This is a genomic window from Salidesulfovibrio brasiliensis JCM 12178, from assembly GCF_001311825.1.
Lineage (GTDB): Bacteria > Desulfobacterota > Desulfovibrionia > Desulfovibrionales > Desulfovibrionaceae > Pseudodesulfovibrio > Pseudodesulfovibrio brasiliensis.
The window spans coordinates 1-17,594 of record NZ_BBCB01000068.1; the positions used below are offsets into that span (position 1 = coordinate 1).

The 17,594-nt window shown below is 57.7% G+C and carries 17 protein-coding genes and 2 tRNA genes; 10 read left to right on the forward strand and 9 right to left on the reverse strand.

Annotated elements, in window-relative coordinates:
• Nucleotides 1-390: 390 nt before the first annotated feature.
• The 3 genes from JCM12178_RS13445 (at nucleotide 391) to JCM12178_RS13455 (ending at nucleotide 3,113) form a co-directional block, all read left to right on the forward strand.
• On the forward strand, nucleotides 391-1,347 hold the full coding sequence (locus JCM12178_RS13445; RefSeq protein ID WP_157054925.1) for a phage integrase N-terminal domain-containing protein: 957 nt from the start codon (nucleotides 391-393) through the stop codon (nucleotides 1,345-1,347).
• 531 nt (nucleotides 1,348-1,878) lie between these two features.
• Complete coding sequence (locus JCM12178_RS13450; RefSeq protein WP_054652027.1) at nucleotides 1,879-2,079, forward strand: helix-turn-helix domain-containing protein; 201 nt, start codon at nucleotides 1,879-1,881, stop codon at nucleotides 2,077-2,079.
• Between the two features lie 2 nt (nucleotides 2,080-2,081).
• Nucleotides 2,082-3,113 carry a tyrosine-type recombinase/integrase gene (locus tag JCM12178_RS13455; protein ID WP_054652029.1) on the forward strand — a complete coding sequence of 344 codons (1,032 nt, stop codon included), beginning with the start codon at nucleotides 2,082-2,084 and terminating at the stop codon, nucleotides 3,111-3,113.
• A gap of 176 nt (nucleotides 3,114-3,289) precedes the next feature.
• Here the strand turns inward: JCM12178_RS13455 and JCM12178_RS13460 are convergent.
• From JCM12178_RS13460 to JCM12178_RS13470, 3 genes are all read right to left on the reverse strand, one after another.
• A tRNA-Ala gene (locus JCM12178_RS13460) sits at nucleotides 3,290-3,365 on the reverse strand.
• Nucleotides 3,366-3,409: 44 nt separating this feature from the next.
• Nucleotides 3,410-4,111 carry a class I SAM-dependent methyltransferase gene (locus JCM12178_RS13465; protein ID WP_054652031.1) on the reverse strand — a complete coding sequence of 234 codons (702 nt, stop codon included), beginning with the start codon at nucleotides 4,109-4,111 and terminating at the stop codon, nucleotides 3,410-3,412.
• Between the two features lie 2 nt (nucleotides 4,112-4,113).
• Nucleotides 4,114-4,320, reverse strand: coding sequence for a hypothetical protein (locus tag JCM12178_RS13470; protein ID WP_054652033.1), 207 nt, complete (start codon nucleotides 4,318-4,320; stop codon nucleotides 4,114-4,116).
• Between the two features lie 106 nt (nucleotides 4,321-4,426).
• Here JCM12178_RS13470 and JCM12178_RS13475 point away from each other — a divergent pair, with 106 nt between their 5' ends.
• Complete coding sequence (locus tag JCM12178_RS13475) at nucleotides 4,427-5,752, forward strand: M48 family metalloprotease (RefSeq protein ID WP_054652035.1); 1,326 nt, start codon at nucleotides 4,427-4,429, stop codon at nucleotides 5,750-5,752.
• Nucleotides 5,753-5,852: 100 nt separating this feature from the next.
• Nucleotides 5,853-6,959, forward strand: a complete 1,107-nt coding sequence (locus JCM12178_RS13480) for a M20/M25/M40 family metallo-hydrolase (RefSeq protein WP_054652037.1) — start codon at nucleotides 5,853-5,855, stop codon at nucleotides 6,957-6,959.
• A gap of 67 nt (nucleotides 6,960-7,026) precedes the next feature.
• Here JCM12178_RS13480 and ruvB read toward each other — a convergent pair whose 3' ends face one another.
• From ruvB to JCM12178_RS13505, 5 genes are all read right to left on the reverse strand, one after another.
• Nucleotides 7,027-8,016 carry a Holliday junction branch migration DNA helicase RuvB gene (gene ruvB / locus JCM12178_RS13485; protein WP_054652038.1) on the reverse strand — a complete coding sequence of 330 codons (990 nt, stop codon included), beginning with the start codon at nucleotides 8,014-8,016 and terminating at the stop codon, nucleotides 7,027-7,029.
• Complete coding sequence (gene ruvA / locus JCM12178_RS13490) at nucleotides 8,013-8,639, reverse strand: Holliday junction branch migration protein RuvA (protein ID WP_054652040.1); 627 nt, start codon at nucleotides 8,637-8,639, stop codon at nucleotides 8,013-8,015. The genes ruvB and ruvA overlap by 4 nt, the downstream gene beginning before the upstream one ends.
• A 432-nt stretch (nucleotides 8,640-9,071) precedes the next feature.
• Entirely contained in the window at nucleotides 9,072-9,581 is a 510-nt protein-coding gene (gene ruvC / locus JCM12178_RS13495) for a crossover junction endodeoxyribonuclease RuvC (protein WP_054652042.1), read from the reverse strand.
• Nucleotides 9,582-9,584: 3 nt separating this feature from the next.
• Nucleotides 9,585-10,331 (reverse strand): YebC/PmpR family DNA-binding transcriptional regulator, encoded by a 747-nt coding sequence (locus JCM12178_RS13500; protein ID WP_054652044.1) that lies wholly within the window; start codon nucleotides 10,329-10,331, stop codon nucleotides 9,585-9,587.
• A gap of 47 nt (nucleotides 10,332-10,378) precedes the next feature.
• Complete coding sequence (locus JCM12178_RS13505) at nucleotides 10,379-10,981, reverse strand: RlmE family RNA methyltransferase (protein WP_054652046.1); 603 nt, start codon at nucleotides 10,979-10,981, stop codon at nucleotides 10,379-10,381.
• 68 nt (nucleotides 10,982-11,049) lie between these two features.
• On the opposite strand from JCM12178_RS13505, the gene JCM12178_RS13510 reads away from it, so the two are divergent.
• The 3 genes from JCM12178_RS13510 to JCM12178_RS13520 all read left to right on the forward strand — a co-directional run bounded on the left by JCM12178_RS13510 (nucleotide 11,050) and on the right by JCM12178_RS13520 (nucleotide 13,606).
• A complete protein-coding gene (locus JCM12178_RS13510; RefSeq protein WP_245628776.1) occupies nucleotides 11,050-12,558 on the forward strand; it encodes a glycosyltransferase family protein in 1,509 nt (502 codons plus the stop codon).
• Nucleotides 12,559-12,638: 80 nt separating this feature from the next.
• Nucleotides 12,639-12,714, forward strand: a tRNA-Ala gene (locus tag JCM12178_RS13515).
• 172 nt (nucleotides 12,715-12,886) lie between these two features.
• Nucleotides 12,887-13,606, forward strand: a complete 720-nt coding sequence (locus JCM12178_RS13520) for a substrate-binding periplasmic protein (protein ID WP_284690218.1) — start codon at nucleotides 12,887-12,889, stop codon at nucleotides 13,604-13,606.
• Here the strand turns inward: JCM12178_RS13520 and JCM12178_RS13525 are convergent.
• Entirely contained in the window at nucleotides 13,591-14,661 is a 1,071-nt protein-coding gene (locus JCM12178_RS13525) for an ABC transporter substrate-binding protein (protein WP_054652053.1), read from the reverse strand. The two genes, JCM12178_RS13520 and JCM12178_RS13525, sit on opposite strands and share 16 nt — an antisense overlap.
• A gap of 577 nt (nucleotides 14,662-15,238) precedes the next feature.
• Between JCM12178_RS13525 and JCM12178_RS19900 the strand changes: the two genes are divergently transcribed.
• Both JCM12178_RS19900 and JCM12178_RS19905 read left to right on the forward strand, forming a co-directional pair.
• Nucleotides 15,239-16,648: an EAL domain-containing protein gene (locus JCM12178_RS19900; RefSeq protein WP_245628778.1), complete on the forward strand. Its 1,410-nt coding sequence runs from the start codon at nucleotides 15,239-15,241 to the stop codon at nucleotides 16,646-16,648.
• An 8-nt stretch (nucleotides 16,649-16,656) separates the two neighbouring features.
• On the forward strand, nucleotides 16,657-17,445 hold the full coding sequence (locus JCM12178_RS19905) for a GGDEF domain-containing protein (protein WP_245628779.1): 789 nt from the start codon (nucleotides 16,657-16,659) through the stop codon (nucleotides 17,443-17,445).
• Nucleotides 17,446-17,594 lie beyond the last annotated feature (149 nt).

Here is a 17,594-nt window from a genome sequence, read left to right on the forward strand (position 1 = left end):
TCATCCGAGACACCGCACCATTCCTGCATTCCGGCTGAGGCGTCCTTACTGAACGTGCGTTCCCAACGCCGAGTAAGGACTTGTCGGGAAAGCTTTTCCTTCCTTCGCGACCCAAGATGCTTCTGCGTTTCAGGCAGTGAGCATGGTCGATTTCGATATAGATGTGATTAGGGTTCCTTTCATCGCACGTCAGCTGCCTTCGAGGCGCGTCTAATGCAGACGCAGTGACGTCGGAATCAACACATTCACCGTCCCGCAGCATTTGAATCCCCTATTCTTTTGCAATCACATACATCGATTTCTTCAGGACCATCACTGATTCTTCGGTCCGCCCGTTTTTGGGCGAAGGAAAATCTTTCCTTCAACATTCTAATTTATTTGGGGATTAACATGCCAAAAGACGGATTAATCACGGGCATCCATCGGGCCTCACTGCACGGCAGTGCAAAAACGGTGGCAAATAACGTAGACGCTGCAGAGCGTTTCGTTCAGACAGCAAGAGAGCTGGGCATCAAAACCCAGAAATGGTCAAACCTCACGAACCGACACGTTCACGAAGTTGTCCGGGAATGGCAGCAGGAAGGCCTGAAGGATTCCACCATCAAGGGCTACATGTCAGGCGTTCGCGCTCTGGCAAGGGCTTGGGGAAACCAAAAGGTCGCCGAGACGGACAATAAGCGTTTTAACATCGGGAACAGGGTTTACGTCGACAACGTTGACAAGTCGATTCTGCCGGAGCCGTATGAAAAGGCAGTCACCGCTTTACGGAGCGGCAATGACATTGAGCAACGTGTAGGGATTGTTCTTGAGCTGGCCCGCCATCTGGGGCTTCGATTCGAAGAGGCCTACAAGTTCGATTGTCAGCATTCGTTAATTGGCGGGAACACGCCGGAGACGTTTACGGGCCTCTTCATTACAGACGGAACGAAAGGCGGACGCGACAGAAATCTCCACACCATCACATCAGAAATGCGCAAAGCCGTTGCACGGCATCATGCATTCACAAGCGGTCGGGGAAACTTGATGATGCCGGGATGGAAAGAAAAATCCGTCCGACAGGAGTTCTACAAGATTGCCCGAGAGCACGGGATTTCACGAAAGGACAGCAACGGGTCATTCCACGCAGCAAGACACGCACGCGCTCACGAAATATTCCGCGATACATGTGGCTTTGAACCACCATGTCGGCACGCAAGCAAGGAAGACTTCATTGCGGCTGCCAGAGCAAGCCGGGGCGACGACTACGCACGGCTTGTGAACGAAGCGGAAGTGCAAGTACGCACGCAGTTCGGTCATGGAGCTGGACGAAGAGATATAAGCGCACAATATCTTGGCAGCTGGAAATAACCTCCTTTTCATGGCAATTTAAGAAGCCCCGCCAAGGGGCTTTATTTTTTGCATTTTTAAAGATTCTTGTAACAGAAAGGGACGTCTTGTCGTCCCTTCTTTTTTAATTTTTCCCTAACAAGTTAGGGAGAAAATTAAAAAATTCATTCCTCCCGCGCGCGTCCTTGGCCGCGCCCGCCAGCATTCCTTTCACAGCCGTTCATACATTTGGTTTCACTTCACAGAGCTTGCTTCGCTGCGCTCTGCTGCGTTCAACCAAATTTCTTCACGGCTGCAAAAGTCATGGGGGTGGCTCCTTTTTATGCTTTGCAACAACGCATGAAGAATCCCGGAAAAAGAAAAGGACAGATTGGCAAAAGAAAAATGATCTTTTACAAAAAAAACCTACCCGCGACTATTGCCCAATTTTCAATCCCATGATTTGTAATGGAGGATTGGCCTTGGGCAATCGTGCCTAGCCGCAAAAAATGAAGTGCAGACCGGACGTTCTTAACGCGTTGGAGGCTTCGACGTGCACCTGGGGAACACTTCATGGGAGAAATCAAACTTCTGACGATTCAGGAAACCGCTGAGATTCTGCGAGTGCACCGGGCCACCGTTTCACGCATGATTTCAGCTGGCGAATTGCCGTTTGTCGAGATACGATCCAGAAAGCTGGTCCGGCTTCAGGACTTGCACGGGTTCATTGACAATCACATCGCGAAAGCGGGCGAAAGGTCACGGGAGGACTAGTTATGGCAACAGTCACCCTGGAAAAACGCCCGAGAAAGAAAGGATGCAGCTACGTCGTCAAGTACGTCGATCCCGAGACAAAGCAAAAGCGTTATCACGGCACGTTCAAAACGTGGCGTGAGGCTGACAAGGAAATTACCCGCCTGAAAGTTGTTCTGGATGGCGGGGAAATGCCGGAATCACCTCAGGCGCGGAATCGTATGCGCGGCAAGACCTTCGCGGAGATTGCTGCGCTGTGCGAAGAAGAGTGGAAACGACGCGTCAAGGAAGGCAGCCTTGGGAAGAACACGCTTACTGGCTACCTTGGCAACCTGAAGCGCTTGGTCGCGGTCTGGGGCGGCAAGCCCATGGGCATCCTCAATGAAAAAGTCATTCTGGACTTCCGCGCTGATGAGGCCCACAAGAATTCCCCGGCTTCGGCGAACCGGTACCTGTTCATAGTCAAACAGGTTTTCAAGCGGGCCTTGAAGGAAGGCGTGCTGAAAGCAGACCCTGCAAGGGAGATTGGCTACCTGAACGAAGAGCAGCACGAACGAAAGAAGTTCCTGAAACCGGAACAGGTCGACGTGCTCCTCGCCAAGGCTGGGGAAAGCCGAGCAAAGCATTATCTTCCTTTGGCCATTCTGCTGGCCGTGGAACATGGTTGCAGTCGTCAGGAGATCCTTGACCTGAAATGGGCTGATATCGATTTCAACGGTAAAGGCCTGATTCGCTTCTTCCGCACGAAGAACCGCAGGGAACGCTTGCACCACATCATGCCCAGAACCCGAGATGCTCTGATCGCCCGACGCGCCCATTTGGAAGAGCGTCGAACAAAGCGGAGCATTGCCGTGAAAGGTGACCATGTTGTCGGACACTTGGATGGAACCCGGATGGGCGAGTTCAAGAGCGCATGGAAGAATGTCTGCAAGGCCTGTGGGCTTGACGACCTGCACTTCCACGACAACCGGCATACCTACTGTTCGAGCATCGTTCTTGCCGGAGGCAAGCTTGCAATGGCGGGAGCCTTATCGGGCACAAGGATTTGCGTATGACGAAGCGGTACACGAACCTTGAAGAGCTGCAGGACAATCCCGCCCAAGAAAGATTGGCCCAATACTACGCAAAAGCTGGAAATTCGGATTAGGCCACATTTGGACCACAAACCGGATTTCGACTATCAGGCAACAAAAAATGGCTCCGGTAATCTACCGAAGCCATTAAGGAAAATTGGTGGAGCTGGAGGGAATCGAACCCACGACCTCTTGAATGCCATTCAAGCGCTCTCCCAACTGAGCTACAGCCCCACTGCGTTGGGAACGAACGTGTTTAGGACAGTTTGAGGCGGTTGTCAAACAGAAATCTGAGATGGGGTGAGGTCCATGACGAAAAGCATGGGCCAGCCACGGAATTTGTCCATGCGCGGATTGCCTGAGGCCAGCCCCTCTTCGCCGAAATGCTCGTTCAGGGCGTTGATGCTGAAACCTGCTGAGAGTGCGGCCATGACAAAATCGCTTATCTGATGCGAATGGCTCTCGAAACGGACCTCCTCGCCGGATTGCTCGTCCACAAAATGCGCTTGCAGGTCACGCAGAAACATGGCCGGGTGCATGGTGCTCAAGACGGCCCTGCCCTGTGGCCGGCAGATGCGCCGGACCTCGGCAAAGAACGGCCTCAGATCGCCCAAATGCTCCAGCACAAGGCTGGACACGATCAGGTCACAAGCCCCGTCATCAAGAGGCAACGGCTTCGTAAGATCGGCCTGCTGCAGCGTCACCGACGCACCGTCTGGCAGCTTGGTGCGGGCCTGATCGAGCATGCCTTGCGAAAAGTCCAACCCTGTCACCGTCGCGCCCCGCTTTGCCAGCCACGATGTATAGCGGCCCGTGCCGCAGCCGAGGTCTGCCACACGCAGCCCGGCCACATCACCGAGAAGCGGCGGGAGCACAAGGGAGTCGAGCGCAACCAGCGGGTTCCCCTCTGTATCGTAAATTGATGACCAGAGATCGTACCCCTCACGAGTGGAGACTTCCCGGACCGGACGCTGCGACACGGCTAATCCTCCTCGGGGAAGATACCCCGGCGACTGCCCATGGACGGCGGCTGCTCGCCATGCTCCTTGAGCGTCTTCAGATAGGCCTTCCAACCGGGGCACCACTTGGTGTGCCACTCCCAGAACCATGCGAGAATCGAGGTCGGGTCCTTTTCCGTTGCCCGACGAAAACGGCAATCGTCGCAGGGCATGTATTGCTTCTTGACCATAGTTTCCTCCGAATGGGATTCAGGTTTTCCTGCCACAGCCGCAGACGGTTGCCAAGTATCACGTACCGATATATTCAATAGGCACAGATCACTTTCGGAGGAAACCATGACTGCCGATAAAACCCGTTCCGACTTGCTGAGTCGCCGTCAGGCCCTGAAATTCATCGCCGCAGGCGCGGCCGGAGCCGTGGCCGGATGCGCGGTGAACCCCGTCACCGGCGAGCAGCAGTTCATGCTCGTCTCGCAGCAGCAGGAAATAAGTCTCGACAAACAGAACTCCCCGCACCAGTTTTCTGCCGACTACGGCCCAGTGCAGGACGGCGAAGTCAACAACTACGTCACCAGCGTGGGCAACAGCCTCGCCAAGACCAGCCACCGGCCGGACATGCCCTACAATTTCAGGTGTGTGAACGCCAACTACGTCAACGCCTACGCCTTTCCCGGCGGCAGCATCGCCTGTACGCGCGGCATCATGTTGAAACTGGAAAACGAGGCGGAGCTCGCCGGACTGATGGGACACGAAATCGGCCACGTAAACGCCCGCCACACGGCCTCGCGCATGAGCACGGCCATGGCCACCCAAGGCATTCTGGCCATCGGCGTGGGCGTGGTTGCCTCGCAGAACAGCGATCTCGCCCCGCTGGCCGCAGGACTCGGCGGCGTGGGCGCGGGGCTGCTGCTTGCCAGCTATTCCCGCGACGACGAACGGCAGGCCGACAGTCTCGGCATGAAATACATGGACCGCGCCAACTATGACCCCGAAGGCATGGTCGGACTCATGGACGAACTGAACAAGCTTCATAAAACCGACCCTTCCTTCGTGCAGCAGATGTTCGCCTCGCACCCCATGAGCACTGAGCGCTATGCCACGGCAGTTCATGAACGCGACACCACTTATGCCGGAAAGCACGGCAAGATTCTTCGCGAACGCTACATGGACAACATCGCTTCCATAAGAAAGATCAAGCCTGCCATCGACGAAATGCAGAAGGGCGAAGGCTCCATGCGCAAAAAAGCCTTTACCGAAGCAGAGACGCACTTCTCCAAGGCGCTCAAGGTCGCTCCGGACGACTATGCAGGCCTTCTGCTCATGTCCAAGTGCAAGATGGCGCAAAACAAACCACAGGAGGGCCTGCGATACGCCAAGGAGGCTGAACAGGTTTACCCGCAGGAAGCGCAGGCCAAGCACATGGTCGGCATGCTCGCAATGGAGACCGGCAAGTACCAGCAGGCTCTTAGCAGCTTTACAGCATACGAAAAGGTCCTGCCCGGCAACCCCATGACCACCTTCTTCACCGGCTTCAGCTACGAAAAGCTGGGCAACAAGGACATGGCGGCAAACGAGTACTACCGATTCCTGCAAAACAACCGACAAGGCGACCTTGCCAAGCATGCGTACACTCGTCTGAACGAGTGGGGATACGTCAAGTAGCGGCCCGACGAAGCGTCTTTTTTTCACCCCGGACTTGCTTTCAGCGGTTCGGAAAGGCATGCATGGACGTTGACGCGCAAATTTCAACCCAACAGGCACCATGATAGACGAACAACGACTTCTCGATACATTTTTCGACCTCGTCCGAATCGACAGCCCGTCCTTCAAGGAGGCCGACGTTGCCGAGCACCTCAAGCCGCTCCTCAAGGAGATGGGCCTGAAGGTCAGCATGGACAAGGCTGGCGAAGCCTGCGACGGCAACTGCGGCAACCTCATCGCCAAGCTCAAGGGGACCGCCCCCGGCGAACCCATCGCCTTCTCCGCGCACATGGACTGTGTTCCGCCTTGCTGCGGCGTGGAGCCGATACTCGATAACGACGTGGTCCGATCAAAGGGCGACACGGTCCTCGGCAGCGACGACAAGGCCGGAATAGCGGCCATTATCGAGGCGCTCCGGCACATTCAGGAAACAGAAGCCCTGCACCCGGACATCTACCTCGTGTTCAGCATCGCCGAGGAATCCGGCATGCACGGCGCCAAGCATCTCGACCTCTCCAAGGTCGGGGCCAAGCAGTTCGCCATCCTCGACTGCTCCGGCTCCGTCGGCTCGGTCATCACCCGCTCCCCGGCCAAGGTAGACGTCACCGCCACCTTCACGGGCCGCGCTGCTCACGCAGGCTTCGAGCCGGAGAAAGGTCTCAGCGCCATCACCATGGCCGCCGACGCCGTACTGAACATGAAGCTCCTGCGCATCGACGAGGAAACCACCGCCAACGTGGGCAGCATTCAGGGCGGCACGGCCATCAACATCGTGCCCGAAGAATGCGTGGTGCATGCTGAAACCCGCTCCTACGACGCCCGCAAACTGGAAGCGCAGGTGGAACACATGGTCGACTGCTGCCGTCAGGCAGCCGAGCGTCACGGCGGGGAAGTCGACATCACCACCAAGGAACTCTACCCCGCCCTGAACGTCCCCGAAGACAGCCCCATGCTGGCACGGACGGTCAAGGCACTTGAAAGCCTCGGCATCAAACCCGACATGCAGAGCTCCGGCGGCGGCAGCGACGCCAACGTGCTCACCGGACGAGGCATCGACGCCGTGAACCTCGGCATCGGCATGACCGGCGCACACACCACCGACGAACACATCGCCGTGGAAGACCTGCTCGGCACTGCCATGCTCGTTGCGGAACTCATGAAAATGTAATCGACAAAGACAGAACACAAAAAAGCGCGGCACCCGAAAACGGATGCCGCGCTTTTTTTCGTGAAAGCTAGATCAACGGGAGTTGGTCCTCATCCTCCAGCCGCAGCTTCAGATGCTTATACGCCTTGGGTGTCGCCACCCTGCCGCGGGACGTGCGCTTCAGGAAGCCGCACTGAATGAGATATGGCTCGTAAATGTCCTCGATGGTCTTGACCTCCTCGGCACAGGCCGCCGCAAGCGTCTTCACGCCCACGGGTCCGCCCCCGAAGTGCTCCACCACCAAAGAGAGAATCTTGCGGTCCATGTAATCCAGCCCGTACGGGTCCACGTCCAGACGATCAAGCGCCATCTCCGCCAATTCGCGATCAATGTCGCCGTCACCATGCACCTGCGCGTAATCACGCACGCGCCGCAGCAGCCGGTTCGCGATGCGCGGAGTCCCTCTTGAACGCCGCCCGATGGCCTCTGCCCCCTCGGTGGAAACCTTCACGTCAAAAATGCCCGCTGCCCGCTGGACAATGAGCGCCAGTTCCTCGGGCGAGTAAAACTCAATGCGGAATATGCAGCCGAAGCGATCGCGTAACGGAGAGGTCAGAAGCCCGATGCGCGTGGTGGCACCCACCAGCGTAAACGGCTCCAGATCAAGCTTCACCGTCCGCGCCCCCGGCCCGGAGCCGATCACCAGATCGATCTGGAAATCCTCCATGGCCGGATACAGGACCTCTTCCACCGTGGCGGGCATCCGGTGAATCTCGTCGATAAACAGAATGTCGCCCCGCTCAAGGTTGGTCAGGATGGCCGCGAGGTCACCGGAGCGCTCCATGACCGGCCCAGAAGTGGACACAAGGTTCACTCCCAGCTCCGATGCCACAATGCGCGCCAACGTAGTCTTTCCCAGCCCCGGATTGCCGTAAAAAAGCGTGTGGTCAAGCGTGCGCCCCGACTCCGAAGCGGCACGGATGAACACCTCGAGGTTGGACCGCAGATCATTCTGCCCGATGAAATCGGCCAGCTTTCTCGGACGGATGGTATCGTCTGGCAATGTGCACTTGCTCATGAACGGGCCTTGGCAATCTTCTTGAGCACGCCGCGAATGGCCGCCGCAGCGTCAAGGTCTGGTTCTTCCTGAAAAATCTCCTGCAGAAACGGTCTGACTTCTTCCTCGGCATACCCGAGGTTCTTGAGCGCGGCAAGCGCGTCGAAGTACTGCCCCTGCGGCCCGGAAGGCGCAACGTCCTTCACAGGAATGGTCGTGCCCTGCCCCGACGTCCCGAGCTTGTCGACCTTCTCCTTCAGGAACCACAAAATCTGCTTCGCCGACTTGGGACCGATGCCGGGAACCGTCGACAGCGTATCCACGTCCTCCCGAAACGCAATCTCCCGCAGATGCGGCGCGTCAAACTTCGATAGGATCGCCAGCGCCTTCTTGGGCCCCAGCTTGTCGATGGATATAAGCGTCCTGAACAACTTGAGATCGTCAGCCGAAGCAAACCCATACAGGTCAATGGCCTTCTCGGCCACCGCAGTATGGATATGCAGCTGCACCTCTTCGCCGCGTTTCGGCAACTTCGACAGGACCGTCGTGGGCGCAGACACCTCGTATCCCACGCCGCCCGGCGTCAAAAGCACCAACGAACTGTCGTCAAAACCGACAAGCCGCCCTTCAAGATATGCGATCATTCTTCCTCCGTAACACGATTCGCAAGCCGGAAGACACGTTACCCCAATCGGCCCGGACATTCAAAGGAATTGCCGGGCCTTGCAGCGGCAGCCTTTCGGGGATTCTCCAAAGGCTCAATATCACCCTGAAGCCATAGCCCTTGAGGCTCGTTGGTGAACGGCTTCCAGCCAATTGCGAAACAGTGCCGCGAAGAAACCTAAGATGCCTCCGGCGGGCAGGGCGCTGCCCTGCACCCGGCAAAGGGGATAATCCCCTCTGCACTCCCTGACTTGAAGGCGTTTGCAACAAGCGAAAGTCTAGCGCGGTCGGACAATTGCGCCGAAGGCAAGCCAGAAGATTTTGGAGATTCTCAAGAACCTTTTGCAAAAAGGTTCTTGAGCCGCCGGAGGCAAAAAAGAAGCCGCCTGATAAGGCGGCTTCTTTTCTCTTCATCATGTTCCGGTCAGTCGTCGCATTCGCCGTTCGTTCAGGTGGCAGATGGCGATGGCGAGCGCGTCCGAGGTGTCGGCGGCCCAGTCGGGCTTTTTGACGCCGAGGGTGTGGGCGACCATGAAGGCGACCTGATCTTTGGGCGCGTTGCCCACGCCCACAAGATTTTTTTTCACTTTGGACGGTTCGTATTCGGCAACGGGCAGTCCGCTAACGGCGAAGGCAGCCATGGCTGCTCCGCGCGCCTGTCCCAGCTTGAGGGCGGAGGTGGCGCTTTTGGAGACGAAGACGCTTTCGATGGCCGCTTCGACCGGGGCGTGTTCCCCGATGAGTTCGATGAGGCGTGAGTGGATCACGCCCAATCGGACGGCCATCTGCTTCTTGACCGGCGTGCGGATGGTTCCGGCGTCGACGAGGGTGACCTGTCCGGAGAGTTCCCGGACGATGCCGTAGCCTGTCACCCGAGAGCCGGGGTCGAGGCCGATGACGATCACGCCGCCGTCCGAGCCCATTCGCTATTCCATGCCTTCGAGCAGGTCATCGGGGAAGTCGGCGTTGACGTAGACGTTTTGTACGTCGTCGTTGTCCTCGATGGCGTCCATGAGCTTGAGGACTTTCTGGCCGGTTTCCTTGTCCACGGGCACGAGGTTCTCGGGAACCTGCTGCAGTTCGGAGGACTCGTATTTCATTTCGGCATCGTCGAAGGCTTGCTGAACGGCCATGTAGTCGGCGGGTTCGCAGTGCACGGCAAACATATCGCCCTCGTCGAGGATATCTTCGGCACCGGCTTCGAGGCCAACTTCCATGAGTTCTTCCTCGGAGTGGTTTTCCTTGCTGAAGGTGATGACGCCCTTTTTGTTGAACATCCAGGCCACGGAACCGGCTTCGCCCATGTTTCCGCCGTGCTTGCCGAGCAGATGGCGGACTTCGGCGACGGTGCGGTTCTTGTTGTCGGTAGCCACTTCGATGAGCATGGCGACGCCGCCGGGGGCGTAGCCTTCGTAGGCCATTTCAAAGATATCGCCACCTTCGACTTCACCGGTGCCTTTCTTGATGGCGTTGTCGATTCTGTCCTTGGGCAGGTTTACCTGCTTGGCCTTCTGGATGGCGAGGCGCAGCGCGGAGTTGTCTTCCGGGTTGCCGCCGCCCGCTTTGGCGGCGAGGATGATGTCCTTTGCCGCCTTGGTGAAGAATTTGGCCTTTTTGGCGTCCTGACGGCCTTTGCGATGCTGAATGTTGGCCCATTTACTGTGTCCAGCCATGTATTTCCTCCTGCGATTCGTATCTCTTGATATGCGAGGCGGGTATATTACCCGTCATTTCCCTTGAAGCCAAGTCCGACAATGAAGGTCTCCTTGCTTTCCGCACGGCAGCTTTTCGGCTTGAAGGTCTTGACCTTGCCAAAGCTGGGCCGGATGGAGTCCACGAAGCCCTTGGTATCCGGTCCCTCGAAATTTTTCACGGCGAAGTGGCCGCCTTTTTTGAGGTATTTGAGGGCTATTTCGAACGCTTTTTCGCACAGTTCGAGGCTGTTGGCCTGATCGGCGAACTTGACGCCCGTGGTTTTGGGTGCCATGTCGCTGAGAACGAGATCAAAGGGCACCATGGGTTCCATGGCGGCCAGCAGCTCGGGCGAGTCCGAGAAGACGTCTTCCTGAAGAAAGGTCACGTTGTCCGGAAATTCGGTGTCGGTGGACTGGATGTCCACGGCGAGCACCTGACCTCCGGCTCTGGAAACCTTCTTGGCCGCCCAGAGGGTCCATGATCCGGGCGCTGCGCCGAGGTCGATGACCGTCTTTGCGCCCTGAAATATCTGGAAACGTTTCTCGATTTCCTGCAGTTTGTAGACGGACCGGGCAGGATAGTTCTCCTGCTTTGCCCGTTTGAAATAATGATCTTTGTATTTTTTCATGGCTTGTCTCCGCCTGCGGCGTGGAGCCTTCTTTAGCCGAATATGCCGCACAAGCCAAGTTTTCTCCCATGAGCAGCAGACCAGTACGCCTCCAGATCGTCAACGAGCTTGGCAAGAAGCAGACCCTTCCCGCTGACAAGGACCAGTTCGAGATATACGGCTCCGGCGTGGAGACCGTGTTTCTGGGCCTCGGCCCGGAACCGGAGAAGTTGCCGGAACTCTTCCCGGAATATACCGCCCCGCTGTACATAGAATGTCCGCAGTTCGAGGAACAGGTGCCGGACTTCGTCAATCGCGTACCGTCATCGTACTGGCGGGTCGAGCCGGACGTTTTCACGCCCGACTTTGCCGGGCAGGTGCGGGTGATCCGCTACCGGCCGAACCTCAAGGCGTTTCCGTCCTTCTGGGGACCGCTCACCGGACGCCTCGCTGCCACAGGGGCCAAACCACGAAACGCGTTGCGCTCGGTCTGGATACCGCACGGCGAGCACGACCTGCTGGGCACCGAACTGAGCAGGGCGTTCGAGCAGAAGGGATTCAGGACTGCCGCCCCGAACGCGGAGTCCATCGAACGCTCCGCTGCAACCGAGCTTTCCGGCCTGCTGCAAGGACACACGCCCGAGCTTTTCATTTCCATCAACTTCAAGGGGCTCGACCCGTTCGGCCTCGGCTTCAACCTGCTCCGGGAGGCCGGGGTGCGCGTGATCGTCTGGCTGGTGGACAACCCCTTCAACATCCTTCCGGCGGTCAAATCCGGCTACTGGAAGGAGGCCGACCTCATGGTCACGGACTCCAGCTTCGTCCCGACGCTCAGACAGGCGGGCGCGCAGAGCGTGCACCACCTGCCGCTGGCCGCCAGCCCGGAACTGTTCCGCGAAACAGGCACCCTGCCTGCCCATGCCCGGGACGTTTCCGGCAAAACCGTGTTCGTGGGCCGCTCCGAGTTTCCGAAAAAGGATGCCTTCTACGCCGGGCTGTCCATTCCCGATGACGCCATGGCCGAAGCCGAAGCCATGCTCGCCGCAGGTGGACGGGCAGACTGGTTCTGGTGGCGCAAGACCCTCGGCGTGGACGCGCTCTGGCCGGACAACGCGGTGCGGCTGCCGGGGCTTGGGGCAGAGGAGACGGGCCGCCGCTGGCGATCCATGTGTCTTCGTGCAGTTGACGGCGTGACCGTCTTCGGCGATGGCGGCTGGCAAGAGGAAGGCATCGAGGACGTGCGCCCGCCTCTTGATTATTACGCCCACCTCCCGGCCGTGTACCGTGAGGCCGAGTTTTCACTGAATATGACCAGCCCGCTCCTTCCCGCAGGCCTGACCCAGCGGCACTTCGACGTCTGGTGCGCGGGCGGTTTCCTGCTCACGGACGAGACCCCGGGGCTGGACATCTTTCCCCATGACCTCGTCCGTCCAGTCACGTTTTCAAGGCCGGAGGAGATCGCGCCGAAGCTGGAGGAACTCCGGGCCAATCCTGCCTTCCGCCGTGAGCTTCGTGCCGCGTGGGAATCCGCCATCCTGCTGGACCATACTTACGAAAGCCGCGTCACCGCCCTGCTCAAAATGCTCAAGATCAACTGAAAACCGCCGGGCAGACTGCGGGCACATGAAAATCCGCTTGATAAACGCATCGTTTTGGGGCTAATACACAGACCACCCATGGGGACGTAGCTCAGCTGGGAGAGCACTGCCTTCGCAAGGCAGGGGTCGAGAGTTCAAATCTCTTCGTCTCCACCAAGAAGCATTCAAGGGGCCGGAGGACATCCTCCGGCCCCTTTGTCGTGCAAATCATATGACAAAAAGACATTTTGGTTACACTGCACCCGGAAATAATGGCAAGCGGGTGCTTTTCTGGTATCCTGCACTCGTGAAAACCACCCGTTGCGCCCTGATTGCGGCGATTCTTGCGATGATTCTTTTCATCCCTGCACCGAACGCGTTTTCGGTGCAATCGATTAGGCTTGTGACCGGCGAGTGGCCCCCTTACACAACCGAGAACCCGAAACGGCCCGGCATGGCCACCGAGATTGTACTTGAAGCCTTCAAGGCCGTCGGCATCGGCACCACGCTGGAGTACTACCCGTGGCCACGCTGTGAACTCATGATCAAGCAGGGCCAGAACGTGGCGACGTTCCCCTACGTCAAGTCGCCGCAACGCCTCGAGTTCAGCAAGTTTTCCAAGCCGATGCTCTCGGAGAAGACCTACCTCTACTACACCGACACTGCCATGAGCGGCAGAACCTTCCGAGACATTTCGGAGCTGGCCGACTACCGCGTCGGGACCATGCCGGGGTTCATACATCAGGAAATGTTTGAAAAGCACGACGTCCCGGCCAAGGTGGTCAAGAGTACGCTGGTCGGGCTGGAGATGCTGCTTCTTGGGCGGCTGGACTATTTCCCGTCCAACACACTCGTAGCCAACCGTTTGATAGAGAAACACTTCAAGGACAAGAAGGACCGTTTTCGGTATCTGCCGGATCCGATGTACGATACAACGCTTCACCTCATGGTATCCCGCTGGAACCCTGAAGGCGATGACATCCTCAAGGCGTTCAACCGGGGCCTGCAAAAACTGCGACGCTCGGGTCGCCTTCGCAAGATAGAGAAAAAATATCAGTTTTCACGCTGAACAAGCAGGCATTCACTTCCGGGAAGCGACTTGCCAACGGATCGGTTCCCGCAGGCACGCGCCACCTCTTCCAGCAAAAAGGAATAGGACTTCTTCCTTGAATGCGTCAGCGTGAAGCGTTTGAAATCACATGACCGCCAAAACCGCTTCCGCATGAATTCCATAACAAAGGTCGCGCGCGAACCCCGGACCGTCCACATCCGGGAAAAGGAGAGCTCGGGAACCGCACGAGGGTGCCCGTGCCAGTGGTCATACATGCGCACCAACCCCCACGCCCCTTCCAGAACGTGCCCGCCCACACTTACAGCCAGTTTTCCCTCGGCCACGGCCTGAAGCCCCGGATCGGACCAATCTATTCCACCAACGAGCGTGTCGGCTTCCAACCCGCACTCCTGCACCGCCTTGTGTGCGGCAAGAGCCATGCGATCACTCGCGGCCCAGATGACCCGGGCATCGGCCCCTTGTTCAAAGAGCAAACGGACCTTTTTGTGGGCCGCATTCCCATCCCAGTAACAGTGCACAAGACGATCAAGGACAGCCTGAGATTCCCTGACCGCCTCCAGCAGTCCCCTGTTCCGCTCGCGGGCCACCGAGGTGTCCCGCCCGCCGGAAACAGCAATGACATGCACCTTTCCGTCAGAGCCTACATGCCCCTGCTCCTGAGCCGCGCGAATAAGTTCACGGCCGAGCAGCAATCCGGCCATGTAATCATCCGGGACCATCCCCCCGAACCATTTTGAATAGTCTTCTCCCGGCGCGCCGAGGAGTCTCTTTTCGGCAGAGGGTATGTCCGCATTGACAATATAGGAAGTCACGCCGGTCTTCTCTGCCAATTCAAGAACCTCATGGCCGGTCTCAAGGTAATAGGGAAACAGGATATAGTCAGGCTTTTCAGCAGAATAAATGGCTCGAATGGCGGATTCTGGCAAGTCGAAACGGGAACCTTCAAAGCGGTGAATGCGAAGATCCATTTCCAAACTGTCGGCAGCGCTCTCAAGCGCGTCCAGAAACGGCCCCCAAAAAGGATGATCCTCCTGCATGGACGGACAAAGCATCGCCACAACCGGCCTCTCTGCCGCAAAGGCTGAGTTACCGAAGTTGAAAAGAAGCAACAATGCGGCGCACACCAACAGCACTACCGTGCACACGGTTGATTTGAGGCCTCGAAAAACAGTGCACCATACAGGGGATTCGCTACGGCGTTCCATTTTTTGTGTATACACACAGGCTGGTGTCAAATCAAACACAAGTTTAAACAAGCCTTTATTCAAGAATTATATCAATTAATAATGCAATTAAAGATAGTTAAATCCTATCTATGCTAATAACCGCAGAAAAAATGGTGTCAAAGCTTAATCAATAATTTGCCGTTGGTCGCAGCACTTCTTTCCAGAGTCACCCCCCAGACATGGCAACCTTTGCAATTAATTCCCTTTTCCATAACGAGACCGTAACAAACCTCTGCGCCTACGGCGTATTCTCATCCGGATGTCTGAAACTGACAAATCCGGGAACTCTTCGATGCTGCGCTCACTTTTCTCCCGAATCCGGACCACTGACGCGACGAAACTTCGCGACACTGCAGGCGGGACCTGCGGCCCCGGCACAAATTCCAGGAACGGCGGACGCAAGATGATCGTCCTCGTTACCATCCGGGATTTCGCCATCTATGGCAGCGTTTACGGGGACGAGATTACCGGACGAATCGACCGGGAGCTTTCGCACTCGGTCGCCTGCATCATCGACGAAGTCCTGCCCTCTGCCACGGTGCAGATGCTCCCGTCAGAAAAAGGCGAATACATCATACTGCTCGAACAGGCGGACACAGACACGGCAGACCCCGCCGACATCGCCTATTCGGTCAAGATCAAGCTCCAGAGCGGGCTGAAAAAGTCCATGCTCCAGTGGACCGGCATCGGCATGGAACTCGGGGTCGGCTATTCCGTCACGGACGCACATTTCGAACGCCAAATGCAGCTTCCGGCCGCTCTGGCGCAGGCCCGGCGCATGGCATCGCTGCCACTCGACCTGCACAGCACCCGCATCGCCACCGAATTCGAGGCCATCCTCAACCGTGGCGACATTCGTGCCCATTATCAGCCTATTCTCGACTTCCGCAAAGGCGAGGTGCACGGCTGGGAAGCACTCTCCAGAGGACCTGCCGGGACCCAGCTGGAATCGCCGCTCATGCTCTTTGAGGTGGCCGAACTGATGGGCACGCTCTTCAGGCTGGAGACAATCTGCCGAGAAAAAGCCATGCGGGGGCTGGGCCCCATCAGCCCGAACCAAAAACTCTTTCTGAACATCCACCCCAAAACCGTGGCGGACCCGCACTTCACGCCCGGCAACACGCTCGAACTGCTGGACAGCCTCGGCCTCAAACCGGAAAATATCGTCTTTGAAATAACCGAACGCCAGAGCGTGCAGGACTTCGGCCTGTTCTTCAAAACACTGGCCCACTACCGCAGCCAAGGATTCCTCGTGGCCGTGGACGACGTGGGCGCAGGCTACTCCGGGCTCTCCGCCATCGCCGAGCTTCAACCGGAATACATCAAGCTGGACAAATCGCTCATCCTCGACATCCACCGCGACCCGGTCAAACGCGCCCTTGCCGAAACCATCACCAGCTTCGCGGACAAGATCGGCTCACGAATCATCGCCGAAGGCATCGAAAACAGGGATCAGGCCATCAGCCTTATGGACATCGGCGTCCATTGCGGTCAGGGCTTCCATCTCGGCCGCCCCGCACCCACCAAGCAAGGCACCAACGACAACTGGGCCGAACTGCGCTCCATCGCACAAGTCTCCCGCAAAATGGTCACCTGCTCCATCCCCGTAGGCGACATCGCCGACGCCCCCCACGCCATAGCCCCCAACACCCTCGTCTCGGACGCACAGGAATTCTTCAAGCTCAACAGACAATTCAGCAGCCTCGTTGTGGCCGATGCCGAAGACAATCCGGTAGGCCTCGTCACCGAATACTACATGAATCGCCAGCTCTCGGCCCAATACGGCATCGCCTCTACTACAAACGCGAAGTGACCTCGGTCATGGACGACAATCCGCTCATCGTCGACTCATCCATGCCCGTGGAACAGGCCGCACGCCTCGCCATGGACCGCGACTCCCTCAAGGCCTACGACGAAGTGATCGTCGTCCGTCGCGGCAAGCTCTACGGCACTGTCTCGGTCCAAAAGCTGCTGGATACCCTCGCCAAAGTTCAGGTGGAGATGGCCAAAGGCACCAACCCGCTGACAGGACTGCCCGGCAACGTCTCCATCGAACAGGAACTGGAAGGCCGAATGCAACGCAACGAAGCCTTCAGCATCATCTACGCCGACCTCGACAACTTCAAAGTCTACAACGACACCTACGGGTTCCGAAACGGCGACCGCATCATCAAACTCATCGCCGAAATCATAACCAAGGCAACCGCCAAATACGGCCCGCAAGACGCCATGGCCTGCCACATCGGCGGCGACGACTTCGTCATCCTCACCTCGCGCGAAAGCGTGGAACGAACCTGCCAATGCGTCCGACGCTGCTTCAAACGAGCAGTAAAAAGCTGCTACACCGAAGAAGACCGCACCCGCGGCTGGATCACCGCCAAAGGCCGTGACGGCCTTGAACGCGACTACCCCCTCGTCAGCGTCTCCATGGGCGTGCTCGAAGTCGTCGGCTCCTGCTCACTCATGGACGTCGGCGAGCGCGCCGCGCACATCAAAAAATACGCAAAATCCATCCCCGGCAACTCCGTCGCCCGCGACCGCCGCGCACCACTCGGCTCCCCCGAAATAGACTGCGCCGACATGCCGCTCGGCGAACCGAAATCCAGATAGAGACCGTATGGTTCGCCTCCGGCGGCCTTCCGGGGGAGTGCCTCCGGCGGCTCAAGAACCTTTTTGGCAAAAGGTTCTTGAGAATCTCCAAAATCTTCTGGCTTGCCTTCGGCGAGGTTGTCCGAGCGCACTAGACCTTCGCTTGTTGC